The sequence below is a fragment of the Shewanella sp. AS1 genome (assembly GCF_021412565.1).
Lineage (GTDB): Bacteria > Pseudomonadota > Gammaproteobacteria > Enterobacterales > Shewanellaceae > Shewanella.
Window position 1 is genome coordinate 435,103 of sequence record NZ_JAKCLJ010000001.1, and the last position, 16,131, is coordinate 451,233.

Annotated in this window: 14 protein-coding genes and 1 other annotated feature; of the genes, 11 read left to right on the top strand and 3 right to left on the bottom strand. The window is 46.9% G+C overall.

The genetic code is table 11. From position 1 onward, the window contains the following. Window positions 1–107 precede the first annotated feature (107 nt). Window positions 108–635, top strand: coding sequence for an Mpo1 family 2-hydroxy fatty acid dioxygenase (locus LZP69_RS02020; RefSeq protein WP_234198508.1), 528 nt, complete (start codon window positions 108–110; stop codon window positions 633–635). Window positions 636–687: 52 nt separating this feature from the next. Here LZP69_RS02020 and LZP69_RS02025 read toward each other — a convergent pair whose 3' ends face one another. Together LZP69_RS02025 and LZP69_RS02030 are read right to left on the bottom strand one after the other, a co-directional pair. Next, the gene (locus LZP69_RS02025; RefSeq protein ID WP_234198509.1) at window positions 688–1,959 is read right to left on the bottom strand and encodes an HlyC/CorC family transporter; all 1,272 of its coding nucleotides are present in this window, start codon (window positions 1,957–1,959) and stop codon (window positions 688–690) included. Between the two features lie 125 nt (window positions 1,960–2,084). Further along, window positions 2,085–2,873, bottom strand: coding sequence for a cytochrome C assembly family protein (locus LZP69_RS02030; RefSeq protein ID WP_234198510.1), 789 nt, complete (start codon window positions 2,871–2,873; stop codon window positions 2,085–2,087). Window positions 2,874–3,176: 303 nt separating this feature from the next. On the opposite strand from LZP69_RS02030, the gene ffh reads away from it, so the two are divergent. The 10 genes from ffh to LZP69_RS02080 all read left to right on the top strand — a co-directional run bounded on the left by ffh (window position 3,177) and on the right by LZP69_RS02080 (window position 13,074). Beyond that, window positions 3,177–4,550: a signal recognition particle protein gene (gene ffh, locus LZP69_RS02035; protein ID WP_234198511.1), complete on the top strand. Its 1,374-nt coding sequence runs from the start codon at window positions 3,177–3,179 to the stop codon at window positions 4,548–4,550. Window positions 4,551–4,755: 205 nt separating this feature from the next. Continuing rightward, window positions 4,756–5,007: a 30S ribosomal protein S16 gene (gene rpsP, locus LZP69_RS02040; protein ID WP_234198512.1), complete on the top strand. Its 252-nt coding sequence runs from the start codon at window positions 4,756–4,758 to the stop codon at window positions 5,005–5,007. 20 nt (window positions 5,008–5,027) lie between these two features. After that, window positions 5,028–5,558: a ribosome maturation factor RimM gene (gene rimM / locus LZP69_RS02045; protein ID WP_234198513.1), complete on the top strand. Its 531-nt coding sequence runs from the start codon at window positions 5,028–5,030 to the stop codon at window positions 5,556–5,558. Window positions 5,559–5,573: 15 nt separating this feature from the next. Continuing rightward, window positions 5,574–6,320, top strand: a complete 747-nt coding sequence (gene trmD, locus LZP69_RS02050; RefSeq protein ID WP_234198514.1) for a tRNA (guanosine(37)-N1)-methyltransferase TrmD — start codon at window positions 5,574–5,576, stop codon at window positions 6,318–6,320. A 35-nt stretch (window positions 6,321–6,355) separates the two neighbouring features. Further along, window positions 6,356–6,706, top strand: a complete 351-nt coding sequence (gene rplS / locus LZP69_RS02055) for a 50S ribosomal protein L19 (RefSeq protein WP_234198515.1) — start codon at window positions 6,356–6,358, stop codon at window positions 6,704–6,706. Window positions 6,707–7,154: 448 nt separating this feature from the next. Continuing rightward, a complete protein-coding gene (locus LZP69_RS02060) occupies window positions 7,155–8,246 on the top strand; it encodes a 3-deoxy-7-phosphoheptulonate synthase (protein WP_234198516.1) in 1,092 nt (363 codons plus the stop codon). Between the two features lie 13 nt (window positions 8,247–8,259). Further along, window positions 8,260–9,399 (top strand): bifunctional chorismate mutase/prephenate dehydrogenase, encoded by a 1,140-nt coding sequence (gene tyrA / locus LZP69_RS02065; RefSeq protein WP_234198517.1) that lies wholly within the window; start codon window positions 8,260–8,262, stop codon window positions 9,397–9,399. A gap of 348 nt (window positions 9,400–9,747) precedes the next feature. After that, entirely contained in the window at window positions 9,748–11,412 is a 1,665-nt protein-coding gene (gene hcp, locus LZP69_RS02070; RefSeq protein WP_234198518.1) for a hydroxylamine reductase, read from the top strand. Between the two features lie 88 nt (window positions 11,413–11,500). Then, the gene (locus tag LZP69_RS02075; RefSeq protein WP_234198519.1) at window positions 11,501–12,553 is read left to right on the top strand and encodes a hybrid-cluster NAD(P)-dependent oxidoreductase; all 1,053 of its coding nucleotides are present in this window, start codon (window positions 11,501–11,503) and stop codon (window positions 12,551–12,553) included. Between the two features lie 185 nt (window positions 12,554–12,738). Beyond that, window positions 12,739–13,074: a hypothetical protein gene (locus tag LZP69_RS02080; RefSeq protein WP_234198520.1), complete on the top strand. Its 336-nt coding sequence runs from the start codon at window positions 12,739–12,741 to the stop codon at window positions 13,072–13,074. A 109-nt stretch (window positions 13,075–13,183) separates the two neighbouring features. On the opposite strand, the gene pheA is transcribed toward LZP69_RS02080, so the two are convergent. Next, window positions 13,184–15,169, bottom strand: coding sequence for a prephenate dehydratase (pheA, locus tag LZP69_RS02085; RefSeq protein WP_234198521.1), 1,986 nt, complete (start codon window positions 15,167–15,169; stop codon window positions 13,184–13,186). Window positions 15,170–15,189: 20 nt separating this feature from the next. Next, window positions 15,190–15,312 (bottom strand) — a sequence feature (Phe leader region). Between the last annotated feature and the right edge of the window lie 819 nt (window positions 15,313–16,131).

Below are 16,131 nucleotides of genomic sequence, written 5' to 3' on the forward strand. Positions count from 1 at the left end.
GCTTGTGGTCTTCGCTTTTCCTATTGGCTTTTTGTGCTAGCAAAGGGGCGGTTAATGCTTTAGGTTAGGCTGTGAGTCGGACAGTCATACCATGAGGGAGCATATCTATGAAATCGGCAGTCGAGCAGCTTGCCACCTATAAGAGCGTTCATTTGAACGCGAGTAATATCAAGAGTCATTTTGTCGGGATCCCGCTGATCATCTGGTCACTCTTTGTGGTGCTTAATCTTATTCCTTTTAACCTCACTGTTGATTTGGCGGGTTTTGCTGTCAGTATGGATCTAGCTAATATCTTCACTTTAGTCGTGTTGATTTACTACTTTAAGCTGCATTTTCGATTAGCACTGGGTTTACTGCTGTTTATTCTTCCTGTGAACTATACGGCCCAGTTGGCAGCTCAGACGGATATGGCGCTCTGGATAGCCACAGGGGTATTTGTGATAGGCTGGATATTCCAGCTAATTGGGCATCAGTATGAACGTGCTAAGCCAGCCTTTGTCGATGATATCAACCAGCTGCTGATTGGTCCCTTTTTCCTGATGGCTGAGATCTATTTTGCGCTAGGCTGGGAGTCAGAGCTCAATCAAACCATCACACCCTTGGCCAGAGAGAAACGGGCGATACTAGACAGTTAGCTTGGCTAGCAACTATAAAAAAAGGCGCAATCTGCGCCTTTTTTGTGTGACATTACTTTAAGTGTTTATAGTGCTGGGGCATGACCCGCACTATCTTCACCATGTTATCGCCGACTTCTACTACTTCTATCGGGTAACCTGCGATACGCATCGAGGTATAGGGTTCAGGGATCTCTTCTAGGTATTCCAAAATCAAGCCGTTAAGGGTTTTAGGACCGTCGATGGGAAAGTCCCAATCCATCTCTTTGTTCAGATCACGAATGTTGATGGTGGCATCGATGAGATAGCTGCCATCGGGTTGCTTGGTGATATCTTCACTAGGCGTTGTGATCATAGAGGTGGTAAAGTCACCGACTATCTCCTCAAGAATATCTTCCAGAGTGGCCAGTCCCTGAATATCGCCGTATTCATCCACCACTAAGCCGATGCGCTCTTTGTTGCGCTGGAAGTTAGCCAGCTGCACGTTCAGCGGCGTGCCCTCGGGAATAAAGTAGATCTCTTTTACGGCGCGCAGCAGGGAAGATTTGCTGAACTGCTCTTTCGATTGCAGACGCAGCGCATCGCGCAGATGCACAAAACCGACCGCATCGTCTATGGTATCGCGATAGAGCAATACCCGAGTGTGCGGGCTCTGGATCACCTGTTTATTGATGCTCTTAAAGTCGTCATTGATATTGATGGCATAGAGTTCCGAGCGGGGGATCATGATGTCTTCTACTGTCACTTTTTCCAGATCCATGATCGACAGCAGCATCTCCTGGTGTCGTCTCGGGATCAAGGCGCCGGCCTCATGCACTACGGTTCTTAGCTCCTCTTGGCTCAAGGCGTCATCCTCTTTCACCGAGCGAATACCTAATATATGCAGGAAGGTGGAGGTAATCAAGTTGACGATTTTTACCAGCGGCGACAGTAGGGTCAATAATACCTTAAGCAGGATGCTTGATGGAAAAGCGATCCGCTCAGGGTGCAGGGCGGCAACGGTTTTGGGCGTTACCTCGGCAAAGACCAGAACTATGAGTGTCAAAGCACCGGTTGCAATTGCCACCCCCACATCACCAAACAGGCGAATACCGATAATGGTCGCGATGGCCGAAGCCAGAATATTAACCAGGTTATTGCCGATCAGGATTAGACCTATCAGTCTGTCGGGACGATCGAGCAGTTTAATTGCCCGCTTTGCCCCTTTATGACCATTGTTGGCCAGGTGGCGCAGACGATATCGATTGAGTGACATCATGGCAGTCTCTGAGCCTGAAAAGTAGGCAGAGATGATGATAAGTACAAACAGAATAATAAGAAGTACGCCGGTGGATATTGCGTCCAATCAGTGGCCCCGCTTTAGCGAAAATAACGAAAATTGCTGTAAGGAGTAGTAAATACAGCGATTTGAATCAAGAGTCAAGTGAACCTGAGGCGAGGTAAATCCCATAAAGCCCCAGGTTATCTGACTTATTGTAGGATTAGCTCTTTAACAATACGCGCCCCAAAATAGGCCAGTGACAGCAGCACAGCGCCTGTTAGTGTGTAAGCCACGGCAGTACGCACCTTACAGCCGACCCAATATTGCTGGGCCAACATGGCGATATATGTAAACCAGGCAACGATAGAGAGTATCGCTTTATGGCCCTGGCCATCGGCAAACATATCATCGAGGAAAATAAAACCGGTCGCCAGAGACAAGCTGAGTAAGACCACGCCAATAATCACCAGATGATAAAGCTGTTTTTCGACCGTCATTAAAGGTGGGATAGCCGGGCTCAGCATCAACTGCTTTTTCTTTAACTTGCTCTGGATAAGTGACAACTGAATGGCATAGAGGGCGGCGATCATCAAGGCGCTGTATGCCATCAATGAGAGCACCACATGGGCCAGCACTTCAGGGTAAAGCTCGAAATGGATAATAAACTTAGGTGGCAGCAACCATAGTAGGGCGACTGAGATAATCGAGCAGGCGTAGACCACAGGGACAACGACAATCACCTTGAGCCTGAACATTAAGATGGTAAAAGCAAAGGCGATGATCCAGTTCACCATGGAGATCACATTGGTTAGGCTGAAGTTTTGCCCATCGCCAGTAAATACGGCTTGATACAGTGCGGCAGCATGGAGAATAACTGCGATGGCGGCACATACTGCAACGGCTTTGCGGTTAGGTCCTTCGGCATGAAACAGGCGAGTGACCACCAGAATAAACGCGATTGTATAGAATAAAATGGCTGGAGCCGAAAAAATAACCATCGAAATTTAACCTATAGTTTGTTAGCTTTCCCGCGCAATCACAATGTCATAGCGAGCACGAGAACCTGCTTAACGGATGTGGTTAGAATAACACGACCTTGAGGCAAATGGGCAGAGGCATTGCACACAAAAATTAGCCATTTCTGAGCGTTGCTCCTAAATTTTAAACATTCGTTATCGCTAAAGTTGTCCTTGGGTTCGACATAGAGATCGAATAGTTAAAGGCCTGCGGTAGCATAATCTCCATGCATGGTTATAATACAGGCCATTGTTCACCATGACTCAACAGTAAAGAACGCGATAATGTTTGATAACCTCACCGATAGATTGTCACGAACCCTGAAGAACATCAGCGGACGTGGTCGCCTAACTGAAGACAACATAAAAGAAACGTTACGCGAAGTGCGTATGGCACTGCTGGAAGCCGATGTGGCTCTGCCTGTGGTTCGCGCCTTTGTTAACAGCGTTAAAGAGCGTGCCGTAGGTCAGGAAGTTGCTAAGAGCCTGAGCCCGGGTCAAGCCTTCATTAAGATAGTGCAAAGCGAGCTGGAAAACGCCATGGGCGAGGCCAACGAAGCACTGAATCTTTCGGCGCTGCCTCCAGCCGTGATCATGATGGCCGGTCTTCAGGGTGCGGGTAAAACCACCAGTGTCGCTAAGCTGGCTAAGTTTTTACGCGAGCGCGAAAAGAAATCTGTGCTTGTGGTCAGTGCCGACGTCTACCGTCCGGCGGCGATCAAACAGCTGGAAACCCTGGCGAATGAAGTTAGTGTCGAGTTTTTCCCATCGGATGTCAGCCAAAAGCCTATCGACATAGTCAATAGCGCCATGAGTCACGCCAAGCTTAAGTTTATCGATGTGGTGATTGTCGATACCGCAGGTCGTCTGCATGTGGATGAAAGCATGATGGACGAAATAAAGGCGCTGCATGCGGCGGTCAAGCCCATCGAGACCCTGTTTGTTGTCGATGCCATGACAGGTCAGGATGCGGCCAATACTGCCAAAGCCTTCAATGAGGCGCTGCCACTAAGTGGTGTGGTACTGACTAAGGTCGACGGCGATGCGCGTGGTGGTGCGGCGTTATCGATCCGTCATATCACAGGTAAGCCGATCAAGTTCCTGGGTGTGGGCGAGAAAACCGATGCCCTAGAGCCTTTCCATCCGGATCGTGTCGCTTCACGTATTCTGGGCATGGGTGATGTGTTATCGCTTATCGAAGAAGTTGAGCGCGGCGTCGATAAAGAAAAGGCGATGAAGCTGGCTTCGAAAGTGAAGCAGGGCGGCAGTTTCGACCTTGAAGATTTCCGCGAGCAGTTACAGCAGATGAAAAACATGGGCGGCATGATGAACATGCTCGAGAAGCTGCCTGGCGTGGGACAGCTGCCGCCGGAAGCACTGGCTCAGGTTCAAGATGGCAAGATGACTGGCCAGATGGAAGCGATTATTAACTCTATGACCCCGGGTGAGCGTAAGCGCCCCGAGATCATTAAAGGCTCACGCAAGCGCCGGATAGCCTTAGGTTCTGGTACTCAAATTCAGGATGTTAACCGCCTGCTTAAGCAGTTTACCCAGATGCAGAAGATGATGAAGAAGATGTCGGGTAAAGGTGGCATGAAGAAGATGATGCGTGGCATGAGTGGTATGTTGCCACCAGGCATGAAGATGCCGGGGCGATAATCCCCTCATTTTATGAAGATTTAGCCTAATTCACTGGGTCGGACACCGATTCGGTGGATTGGTTGTTAAGTGTGAAAAACGTTGCATTTGCCGCTGATTCAGGTAGAATCGTGCGGCTTTCTTTCTGGGACTCTTCGCGAACACGGGGTTCCAGTTTTTATTTTTGCCCGATTAAAAGGGCAAATCATTAGAGGATAAAAGACGCATGGTTACCATTCGTTTAGCTCGAGGCGGCGCAAAAAAGCGTCCATTTTATAACATCGTTGTAGCTGATAGCCGCAATGCACGTGACGGTCGTTTCATCGAACGTGTTGGTTTCTTCAACCCGGTTGCCCGTGGTCAAGAAGAAGCTCTACGTTTAGACCTAGATCGTGTTGAGCACTGGGTTGCTAACGGTGCTGCTACTACTGAACGTGTAGCAAAACTGATCAAAGACGCTCGTAAAGCTGCTGCTTAATAGCGTTAAGGTATAGATTGATGAGTAGTCACCAAGACCCTGTCGTGCTGGGTAAATTAGGTTCCTGTCACGGCATTAAAGGTTGGTTGAAGATCACTAGCTATACCGATTCTGTCGAAGATATTTTTGACTATTCTCCCTGGTTGATTAAAGAGCAGGGACAATGGCGCGAGGTGAAGGTTGAGCAGTGGCGCGTTCAGGGTAAAGCAATTATTGCAGCCCTCGAAGGTGTGACGACGAGAGACCGAGCGCAAATGCTCACTAACTGTGAGATTGCGATTCCCGCTGAGGCGATGAAAGCGCTGCCGGAAGATGAGTTCTACTGGCGTGACTTAATTGGCTGTAAGGTGGTGAATACCAAAGGCTATAGCATGGGTAAGGTCGATCAGATCGTGGAAACAGGATCGAACGATGTTCTCTTAGTGAAGGCCAACGCGAAAGATGCCTTTGGCAAAACGGAACGTATGATTCCTTTTGTTACCGAGCAGTTCATCCTTGAGGTGAACCTAACGGAAAAACAAATTTTAGTGGATTGGGATCCGGACTTCTAAGTCGAGGGACAACAGATGTGGTTAGGGGTAGTAACCCTGTTTCCAGAGATGTTTCGTGCCGTAACAGACTTTGGGGTAACGGGTCGAGCCGTTAGCAACGGCTTACTGGAGTTGCAAACCTGGAATCCTCGTGATTTCACCCATGATAAACATCGTACCGTGGACGACAGGCCTTATGGCGGCGGACCGGGAATGTTGATGATGGTGCAACCCCTACGCGATGCTATCCATGCTGCCAAAGCGGCAGCGGGTGACAAAGCTAAGGTGATTTATCTTTCTCCTCAGGGGCGCAAGCTGACACAGCAAGGCGTCGAAGAGTTAGCTAAATCGGAGCGTTTGATTTTAGTGTGCGGTCGTTATGAAGGTATCGATGAGCGCATTATTCAAACAGAAGTGGATGAAGAGTGGTCGATTGGAGATTACGTGCTTTCGGGCGGTGAACTTCCAGCAATGACGCTAATCGATTCAGTATCTCGCTTGGTGCCAGGTGTACTTGGTAAGCAAGCATCGGCAGAGCAGGATTCCTTCTCTGACGGATTGCTGGATTGTCCCCACTACACTCGGCCTGAAAGCTTAGAAGGCATCGACGTGCCCAGTGTGTTGCTAAGTGGAAACCACGAACATATTAGACGCTGGCGTCTAAAACAGAGTCTCGGTAGAACTCTGCAAAGACGACCAGAATTATTTGAAAATCTAGCTCTGACTGACGAACAAACCCAGCTATTAGCCGAGTTTGTCGATGCCGCCAAACAAGGCGAGTAACAAGTGGTCAGTTATTACTAGTATGGAGTTTATTCATGAATAACATCATTAAAATGCTCAACGAAGAGCAAATGAAACAAGATGTACCAGCATTTGGTGCAGGTGACACAGTTGTTGTTAAAGTACGTGTTGTAGAAGGCGGTAAAGAGCGTCTACAGGCGTTCGAAGGCGTTGTTATCGCTAAGCGTAACCGTGGTCTGCATTCTGCATTCACAGTGCGCAAGATCTCTAATGGTGAAGGTGTTGAGCGTGCGTTCCAGACTCACAGCCCACTCATCTCAAGCATCGAAGTTAAGCGTCGCGGCCGTGTTCGTCGTGCTAAGCTTTACTACCTACGCGATCGTTCAGGTAAGTCTGCACGTATCCGTGAGAAACTTGCTAAGTAAGAAATTACTACAAGTAAACAAGATGCAGTGTTCGCACAATAAACCGCCTTATGGCGGTTTTTTGTTTGTCTGATAAGGTTTTTTTGGTTTGCCTTATGGCGGTTTTGATTTTATTTAATCGCTAACTCTTCACTCCTCACTCTTCCTCTTATCTTTGCCAATACACATTTTTGTGGTTGTTTTCTCTGTTTGTTGCTGCGTGTTCAAGAGGTGCGTCAGATATTTTACAGTGAGCAAATTTAGTGCTTGATCTGTGTACAAACAACAGGCATAGTGACTACGAATGTAATGGCGTACCGTTACAGTATTGCGATAATGTATAATCGAAACAGATACGCTTATACAGACAAGCAAAAACAGACACTAATACAGACAAACTATAGGTATAAAGCGGATTTTGGCAGTATTCTTTAGTGAATGGTAATTTGAATTTAGGTTGGTAACAGCTATGCAGCAAGACACAATTAACAACGTCCATATCAGCTCAGAGCAAGTGTTGCTCACCCCAGAAGCGTTAAAGCAAGAGTTTCCATTGTCGGATACCGCTTATCAGTTTGTTCTCAACGCACGTAAAATTGTCGCCGATATAGTGCACAAGCGCGATAATCGCGTGTTGGTGGTCAGTGGGCCTTGTTCAATTCACGACATCAAATCTGCTAAAGAGTACGCTCTGAAGCTGAAAAAGCTGCATGATGAACTTAAAGATCAATTCTATATTCTGATGCGAGTTTATTTTGAGAAGCCGCGCACCACAGTCGGCTGGAAGGGGATGATTAACGATCCCGATATGGACGAGTCCTTCGATGTGGAAAAAGGCCTGCGCATGGCCCGTGAGCTGATGATCTGGCTTGCCGAACTTGGCCTGCCCGTAGCGACAGAAGCACTCGATCCCATCAGTCCTCAATACCTGTCTGAGTTGGTGACCTGGTCGGCCATCGGCGCCCGAACCACTGAGTCACAGACTCACAGAGAGATGGCGTCGGGTCTGTCTATGCCTGTGGGTTTTAAAAATGGCACCGACGGTAAACTCGGGGTTGCGATCAATGCCCTGGAATCGGCAGCCAGTAGTCACCGCTTTATGGGGATTAATCAGCAAGGTCAGGTAGCACTGCTGCAAACTGCCGGGAATCCCGATGGTCATGTGATCCTGCGGGGTGGTAAAAAACCAAATTACGATGCGGTTAGTGTAGCCGAGAGTGAACAGCAGTTACACAGTGCCAATTTGACCGCCCGTTTAGTGGTGGATTGCAGCCATGGAAACTCATCGAAAGATCATAATAAACAGCCGTTAGTTTGCCGGGATGTCTTTAACCAGATTGCTCAGGGTAACAAGTCGATCATAGGTGTGATGCTCGAAAGCCACTTAAATGCCGGTAATCAAAGCAGCGATAAACCGCTAAGTGAATTGGCTTATGGTGTCTCTGTTACCGATGCGTGTATCGACTGGCAAACTACCGAACAATTGTTACGTCAGGGGGCGGCGCAATTAGCTTCGGTTTTACCCACGAGATTTGATATGCTCAACAAAATCAAGGTGTGATGGAAAAGCTTACATGAATGAAAAAACCACTGAAGAGTTAGAGAAGTTACGTGGGCATATTGATAACCTTGATCAGCAGTTACTGCACTTATTGCGGAGACGACTCGATCTTGTGGGGCAGGTGGGGGCGGTAAAGCACGCCGCGGGTGTGCCTATCTACGCGCCGGAACGCGAAGCCTCCATGCTGGCCAAGCGTCGTGAAGAAGCGGCAAAGATGAATGTGTCGCCTCAATTGATTGAAGATATTTTGCGGCGTTTGATGCGTGAATCTTATCTGAATGAAAAAGATGTTGGGTTTAAGCAGGTTAAGACTGACCTTGGCCCTATCGTCATAGTCGGGGGTAAAGGTAAGCTGGGTGGCCTGTTTAAGCAGATGTTCAGCCTGTCTGGTTATCAGGTGAAGACTTTGGATAAGGATGACTGGCAGCAGGCTGAAACCATCTTTGATGGCGCCGGGATGGTGATAGTCACTGTGCCTATCAGTATCACCTGCGAACTGATTGCCGCTAAGCTGACTCAGCTACCTGACACTTGTATTTTGGCTGATCTAACCTCTATCAAAGCTGGGCCATTGGCCGCCATGCTAGCGGCGCATAAGGGACCTGTGGTTGGGTTACACCCCATGTTTGGTCCTGATGTCGGCAGCTTAGCTAAACAAGTGGTGGTAGTGTGCCACGGCCGCGAGAGCGTTCAATATCAGTGGCTGCTGGAGCAGATTAAGATTTGGGGCGCACGTATTGTCGAGGCCGATGCAGTGCAACATGATAAGGCGATGCAGTTGGTACAGGCGATGCGCCACTTCTCTTCGTTTGTGTATGGCCTTAACTTGTATCGCGAAGCGGCCGATATCGACTCCTTGCTGCAGTTCAGTTCACCCATTTACCGGCTCGAACTGGCCATGGTTGGGCGTTTATTTGCCCAGAGTCCAGAGCTATACGCCGACATTATTTATGCTCAGCGAGAAAGCTTAACCGCGATTGGCGATTATTTAGATAATTATGCCCAGGCGGTTGAGCTGTTAAAGTCAGGCAATCGCCAAGGCTTTATCGATCAATTTAAAGAGGTGGCCAACTGGTTTGGTGATTTTGCACCGCAATTCCAGCGTGAAAGCCGCGCCATGTTGCAGTCTGTCAATGATATGAAAATGGATTAGCCACGGCTTCAGTATCGCCTAAGTCGCTCCCGCTTTATTAGGCCAAGATAGCTTAAGTTTTCTTTAGGCATCTTGGCTTTGTTGTTTGTATCTATGGTTAATTTTGTTGTTTGATAAATCACTATTCTACATATCTTGGGTAATATTTTTTATTGTAATCATCTGACTTAATTCAATAAATACTGACTGGGTCATGAGGCGATTGTCTTTAGTTTGGCATTTGCTAATTTGATCTGTCTCATAGTTTATTGTTTTAGGTTGAGAATTTCCTTTCGATTGTTTTGCTGTCACAGTAGACTCGCTCTAAACATGTAAAAAATATACATGATTATAAATAGGAGCGGTATCATGTTTTGTATTCAGTGTGAGCAAACGATTAGAACCCCAGCAGGTAATGGCTGCAGTTATGCCCAAGGTATGTGCGGCAAGTTATCAGACACCTCTGACCTGCAAGATCTCTTAATCTATCTACTGCAGGGGGTATCAGCCTATGCGGTCAAGGTACGTGAATTTGATATTATCGATAGCGAAGTTGATACCTTTGTGCCTAAGGCTTTCTTCGCCACATTAACCAATGTTAACTTTGATGATGACCGCTTAATTGAGTATGTAAGACAAGCGGATCTGCTACGTAGTCGTTTGAAGTCTGCTTATGAAACAGCATGTCAGCAAGCGGGTGTGGAAGTAGAAGCCCTTATCCCGGCTGCTTCATTGGTTCTTGGCACATCTAAGCCAGAGATGCTGGAGCAAGCCGCTCTTGCTGCACCAAATCGCGGTAAAGAGAGTGTACATGAAGATATCATGGGGCTGAGATTACTCTGTTTATATGGGCTTAAAGGCGCTGCCGCTTATATGGAACATGCCAGGGTATTAGCGCAAACAGATGCTGATATTGCAGCGAATTTTCACCAGATCATGGCCTTCCTTGGTTCGGATTCGGAAGATGCCGATAAGCTGTTTGCCACCGCGATGGAGATTGGCCAGTTAAACTACCGCGTGATGGCGATGCTGGACAAAGGTGAAACCCAGGCTTTCGGCCATCCAGAGCCGACACAAGTCAACACAGTCGCGGTGAAAGGCAAGGCGATTCTGGTTTCCGGCCATGATATGAAAGATCTCGAACTTATTCTCCAGCAGACCGAAGGTAAGGGGATCAATGTCTTTACCCATGGCGAGATGTTGCCCGCGCTGGCGTATCCCGCCTTCAAGAAATACCCGCATCTGGTGGGTAACTATGGCAGTGCCTGGCAGAATCAGCAGAAAGAATTTGCTAACTTCCCCGGCGCCGTGGTGATGACCTCTAACTGTATTATCGATCCCAATGTCGGCGATTATGGGGATCGTATTTTTACCCGCAGCATAGTGGGCTGGCCGGGAGTGACTCATATTGTGGGTGATGATTTCTCAGCCGTTATTGATAAAGCCTTATCTTTGAATGGTTTTACCTATGATGAGATCCCCCATCTTATCACTATCGGTTTTGCTCGTAACGCGCTGATGGCAGCCGCCCCAGCAGTGGTCGAGAATGTCAAAAATGGCGCGATTAAACATTTCTTCTTAATCGGCGGATGTGACGGCGATAAATCAGAACGCAGTTACTTTACCGATATCGCCAAGGCAGCGCCGCAAGACTCGATTATCATGACCTTAGGTTGTGGTAAGTATAAGTTTAATAAGTTGGCCTTTGGCGATATCAACGGTATTCCACGCTTACTGGATATCGGCCAGTGTAACGATGCCTATTCAGCGATTCAGTTAGCCATTGCGCTTTCAGAGGTGTTTGAATGTGAGATCAACGAGTTACCATTGAGTCTGGTACTCTCCTGGTTTGAACAGAAGGCGATTGTGATCCTGTTAACCTTGCTCTCCCTTGGGGTGAAAAATATCCGTACAGGCCCTTCTGCACCGGCATTTTTAACGCCTAACCTGGTTAAGATCCTACAGGAGCAATTTGGTTTACGCACCACCACCACGGTAGATGCCGATCTCGCCGATATTCTTAGTGTCGCTTAACTGAGCTTTCTCAAGAATAAGACACCTGCTGATTTCCCTGCGTAGCAGGTGTCTTTTTTTGCGGAATTGAGTCAGAGGTACAAATTTCATGAATAATCATATATTTCAATCACCAAGCTGGCAGCGTGGTGAAAGCCGTCTGGTGTGTGTAGAGCGCTGGCAAGAAACCCATGATGTCACAAGCTTTCGTTTTCAGGGGGAAAGTCGGGTAAAGTTTCATTTTAAACCCGGACAATTTCTCACTTTTTTATTGCAAATCAATGGTGAGGGTGTTGCCCGTAGTTACACCATCTCATCTTCACCTTCGCGTCCCTATTCTCTGGTCGTAACCATTAAACGCATACCTGGCGGTTTAGTCTCTAACTATCTCATCGATAATTTGCAGGTCGGTCATAGTGTCAATGTGCTTGGCCCCGATGGCGCCTTTAATCTGATTGATATCCCGGCTGAAAAGTATCTGTTCCTCAGTGGGGGTAGCGGTATTACGCCCATGTATTCGATGACAAGATGGTTGCTCGACACTCAGATTGGCAGCGATATTGCTTTTATCCACAGCGCGAAGTCGCTAGAGGATCTGATTTTTAACAGAGAACTGGCAGAGATGGCCCGGCGTCATAGTCAATTTCGCCTGAATTACACCCTTGAAAGTGGCGAGTCATGCCCAGATCTAGACACTCTTGATGGGCGGATCTCCCTGGCAGCATTGCAACAACTTGTGCCCGACTTTCATGAGAGAACCATTTTTGTCTGTGGGCCTGCGCCTTATATGAAAGCGGTAAAAACCCTACTACAGCAGGCGGAGTTTGATATGAGCCGTTATCACCAGGAGAGTTTTGGTGATGGTGCCAAGGCGACGGTTGAGAATCTGGATAATGGCAGCCAATTCATGCTGCAAGTTGATGAAACCAATGTAGCATTGTCTGCAGAGCAGTCTGTGCTAGATGGGGTTGAGCAGCTCAAATTGCCTATCATAGCAGCCTGTCGTTCGGGTATTTGTGGTGCCTGTAAATGTAAAGTGATAGAGGGTGAGGTGGAGTCCAGTAGTCAGATGACCTTAACGGCAGATGAAATCGCGCAAGGTTATGTACTGGCCTGTTCGACGAAATTAAAATCCGATGTCACATTAAGCCTTAATGGCTAATATTTAGTATTGGGCAGAATTTGTTTGAAAAGCCATTCAGCTAGGTTGGTATATCAGTTGAATATATCGATATTTATGGTTATTTCAGTTAAGTCTATTTGCGCAAAACAGGATGACAAAGTATGGTTAACAATGTAGGAATTTTAAGCTTGAATGATATTATTCTGTTTTAGAGTGGGCTGCTTATGACATCTATAACCCCCCAAAGCATGGTGATTAATGATCATAGTTTAGGGCATCTGTTGTATGGCATGATGCTGGCGTTTCCGCTGTTTTTATTGCCACCCATTTTAGGCTTAGTGATCAATTTTGCCCAGAAACACAATAGAATGGATGAGCTGCTTTATAGCCATATTCGTTGGCAAAGGTGGTCGCTGCTGAGCCTGTTTTCCTTACTGATTTTAGCTTATAGCTTGCCTCATATTGGCTTCAGCCTAGTGTTAAGTCTGTTAACCTTAGCCTGGTTTTGCCATCGAACTATAAAAGGCTGGATGGCATTAGCCGATGGCCATTATATTTAGTTTGGCTGCTTATGCCTGCCTAAGCCCAGCAAAAGTGGCAACAGCTGCTTTGTGATAGCAATAAAAAAGAGGACCTTGAGTCCTCTTTTTTATTTATCAGTTCAGGGATTTAGTCAGATTCACTGTGATAGATTTCCCGTAAGCACTGACTTGCATTATGCAACAGGGCTTGCTCCTCTTCAGGTTCACTCAGTGAAAAAGGTAACACTATGCCGTCTGCATTAAGCTGTTTGGCTGCTAATGCCTGAGTTGTCAAAGTATCGGAAGTGCAGGCATAGCTGGTATTCACTATGACAGGGAGGTGACTTGTGGATTTTAGGGTCACCAGTGCGGCCAGATCCAGCGTAGGCTTAAGGGTTTCATTGAAGGTTCTGATGCCAGACTCGCATAAAATCACTTGCTGATTACCATTGGCGAGAATAGTCTCTGCACTGGCAAGCAGTTCATCGACACTGGCCATGGTATTGCGTTCTAAAATGACAGGCAGATGCAGTGAACCTATCTGCGTGAGCAGGGCGCTATTGTGCATCTGTTTACCGCTGATACAAAGCAGCTCCCCCTGTTCGATTGCGAGCGATAACTCATTTTCATATTCTATGCTGATGATGCAGCTTAAATCGAACTGTTCCAGTGCCCGTTTCATCTCGTTGATCAAAGCATAGGCATCTTTAACTGTATGCAGACCAGTAATGAGCACTGCCTGGAAACCTGCTTCTTTAAGCTGTTTGGCCTGCTGAATATAATGCTGAGGATCTTCGCCCAATCGACACTGGGCTATGGCGCCAAATTGGCCATCCCCAATATTCAATCGACCATGAATAATTTGCGTGGATTGAGGTTTTTGATCGATATTGACCCGTTTGATCTCTGGCTGGGTGCTTGTGGTTCCCTGTTCGAGCCGACTGGTATTAGGTTCGATCATCAGCTGACTGTGGCTTAACTGAGTTGGGCTTACCGTTTCACTGGGATAGCATCCCAGTACCTTGATAAAACGTGTAATACGTTCCAGTTCCTGCAGGGCGGTTTGCATCTCAGTGCTGGTTATATTGGCATCAAGATCTAGGTAAAACATCTCTTCCCATGGGGTGCCCGGAATAGGGCGAGATTCGAGCTTACTCATGTTGAGATTGTGGGCCTTTAATACCAGCAGCGCCTCGACCAAGGCGCCGGGTTTTTGGCCTGTGGCCATGATGAGTGTGCACTTTGCCGGCAGCTGCTCAGGCACGGCTATGGCCTTGCGTGCCACCACAATGAAACGGCTCTGGTTGATCTTTTGGTTGGCCAACTCTTCTTCTATCACTTCCAGTTGGTACAAGGCCCCCCCTTCGGCGCTGCCTATGGCGGCGACTGACTTATCTTTGCTTTGGGAAACTTTCTCCATCGCCTCGGCGCTGCTAGAACAATAGGCTAATTCAAAGTTGGGATGATGACTCAAAAAACGGCTGCATTGGCTGATGGGTTGAGGGTGAGCATAGACAGTTTTGATCTGTTTTAACTGCGCATCTTTATGACCCAGCAGGCAATGACCGACTTCGATTGTGGTTTCGCCCACAATGGCCAAGCTGGTGTGCTGCAGTACATCATAGACCTCATTAATGGAACCCGATGAGGTGTTTTCGATAGGCAGAAAACCATAGTCGGCATGGCCAGACTCTACCGACTGCACTATCTCATCGAAACTCTTACAGCCTAGATCTTGCATCTCTACATTACGGCGCTGACAGTAGCGGCTGGCGGCTAAGTAGGAGTAGGAGCCGCGTGCACCTAAATAGGCAATATTGTACTGCTGTTTTTGGAGATCGGGATTGGCTCGGCTCTGTAGATAGGCCTGTTGATTAAGCACTGAATCTTCGATGATATTCTGGTAGAGAGACAAGACATAGTGTGCATCCAGTCCCTGTTCCCGTCCTTGTTGTACCAGCCGCCCTAGCAGTTCTTTTTCACGTTGTGTATCGCGGATTGGGCGAATATCGACCTCTTTACTGCGGGCGACATCTAAACTCAAATTTCGTCTTTTGGCTAACAGTGCCAGCAACTCATTGTCCAGGGCTGTGATCGCTTCTCGAACCTGATTTAGGGAATCTGTTTTACTCATGGGTTGCCTTTATTTTTATCAATAAAAAAGCCTCCTTGATGGGGAGGCTTTGGAATTTTTACTGTCGTTTTTACACCAGCATTCCGCCTCCCTAGAAGGGTGGAATAAAAAAGAAAGTAAAAAATGTGCTTTGAATTTTCATACCCAACAAATTAAAACGCTCATGGGGGTGTGTCAATCAAAACATGGGAAATGGGCCGATTTATCATAAAAGTGCGCTGAGACTTGTAAAAATGAAAAGCGCACCTAAGAAGATGCGCTGGATAAAACGATTAACAATACAGTTTACTGGAGGGAACTGAGTTGTAAGTATTTACTTACTTCGGTCTTGCTGATTTACATACAACTCAGGTGTTTACTCAGTTAAATGACCAAATTTAACTAAAAACTAAATTTAACTAAAAATATCGGTCAAACTTACGCTTTCAATGTAACTCACAAGGTATCAACGAGGCGACATAGGCTATGACATTAGCAATGTTCCAAGGCATCTGTTTACCTGGTTAGGTTAGTCGCCCCGACTGATTTACTCTTTTATCGTGCAAAATTAACTTTCTCCTCATGTTGTCATGGCAAGTTTGCACCCTTAACGGATCATTTTGCCTCAGTTGATAGAGGGACGGCGCTTGATTAGCTCATGGGCTTCACTCGGCGGTTATCTTTAGTTTTAAACATTGACTAAATAGCCTAAGTTGGGGCGTCGTCAGTTATGTTACAGCATTGCAATAATAAGTAATCTTTACCGATTTTAAGTGTTAGCTATCTCCTTAAACTGGGCGTCGATTTTTACTAAACTATTACTGGGCTTCTTTTGACCCGTTTTTGAACTACTTTGAACCACTTTTGAACAAGTACATTTGTTGCTGATGCCTATACCTGATCTCAAGAGGGGTTTGAGCCAGATCAGAGCCCTGTAATTGCGGGCTCACTTGAAAAAAGAATCGATTACCTCACTACCATTT

Coding starts and splice junctions, on each gene's coding strand:
- LZP69_RS02020 (WP_234198508.1), top strand. CDS start 108: ATGAAATCGGCAGTCGAGCAGCTTGCCACCTATAAGAGCGTTCATTTG.
- LZP69_RS02030 (WP_234198510.1), bottom strand. CDS start 2,873: ATGGTTATTTTTTCGGCTCCAGCCATTTTATTCTATACAATCGCGTTT.
- ffh (WP_234198511.1), top strand. CDS start 3,177: ATGTTTGATAACCTCACCGATAGATTGTCACGAACCCTGAAGAACATC.
- rpsP (WP_234198512.1), top strand. CDS start 4,756: ATGGTTACCATTCGTTTAGCTCGAGGCGGCGCAAAAAAGCGTCCATTT.
- rimM (WP_234198513.1), top strand. CDS start 5,028: ATGAGTAGTCACCAAGACCCTGTCGTGCTGGGTAAATTAGGTTCCTGT.
- trmD (WP_234198514.1), top strand. CDS start 5,574: ATGTGGTTAGGGGTAGTAACCCTGTTTCCAGAGATGTTTCGTGCCGTA.
- rplS (WP_234198515.1), top strand. CDS start 6,356: ATGAATAACATCATTAAAATGCTCAACGAAGAGCAAATGAAACAAGAT.
- LZP69_RS02060 (WP_234198516.1), top strand. CDS start 7,155: ATGCAGCAAGACACAATTAACAACGTCCATATCAGCTCAGAGCAAGTG.
- tyrA (WP_234198517.1), top strand. CDS start 8,260: ATGAATGAAAAAACCACTGAAGAGTTAGAGAAGTTACGTGGGCATATT.
- hcp (WP_234198518.1), top strand. CDS start 9,748: ATGTTTTGTATTCAGTGTGAGCAAACGATTAGAACCCCAGCAGGTAAT.
- LZP69_RS02075 (WP_234198519.1), top strand. CDS start 11,501: ATGAATAATCATATATTTCAATCACCAAGCTGGCAGCGTGGTGAAAGC.
- LZP69_RS02080 (WP_234198520.1), top strand. CDS start 12,739: ATGACATCTATAACCCCCCAAAGCATGGTGATTAATGATCATAGTTTA.
- pheA (WP_234198521.1), bottom strand. CDS start 15,169: ATGAGTAAAACAGATTCCCTAAATCAGGTTCGAGAAGCGATCACAGCC.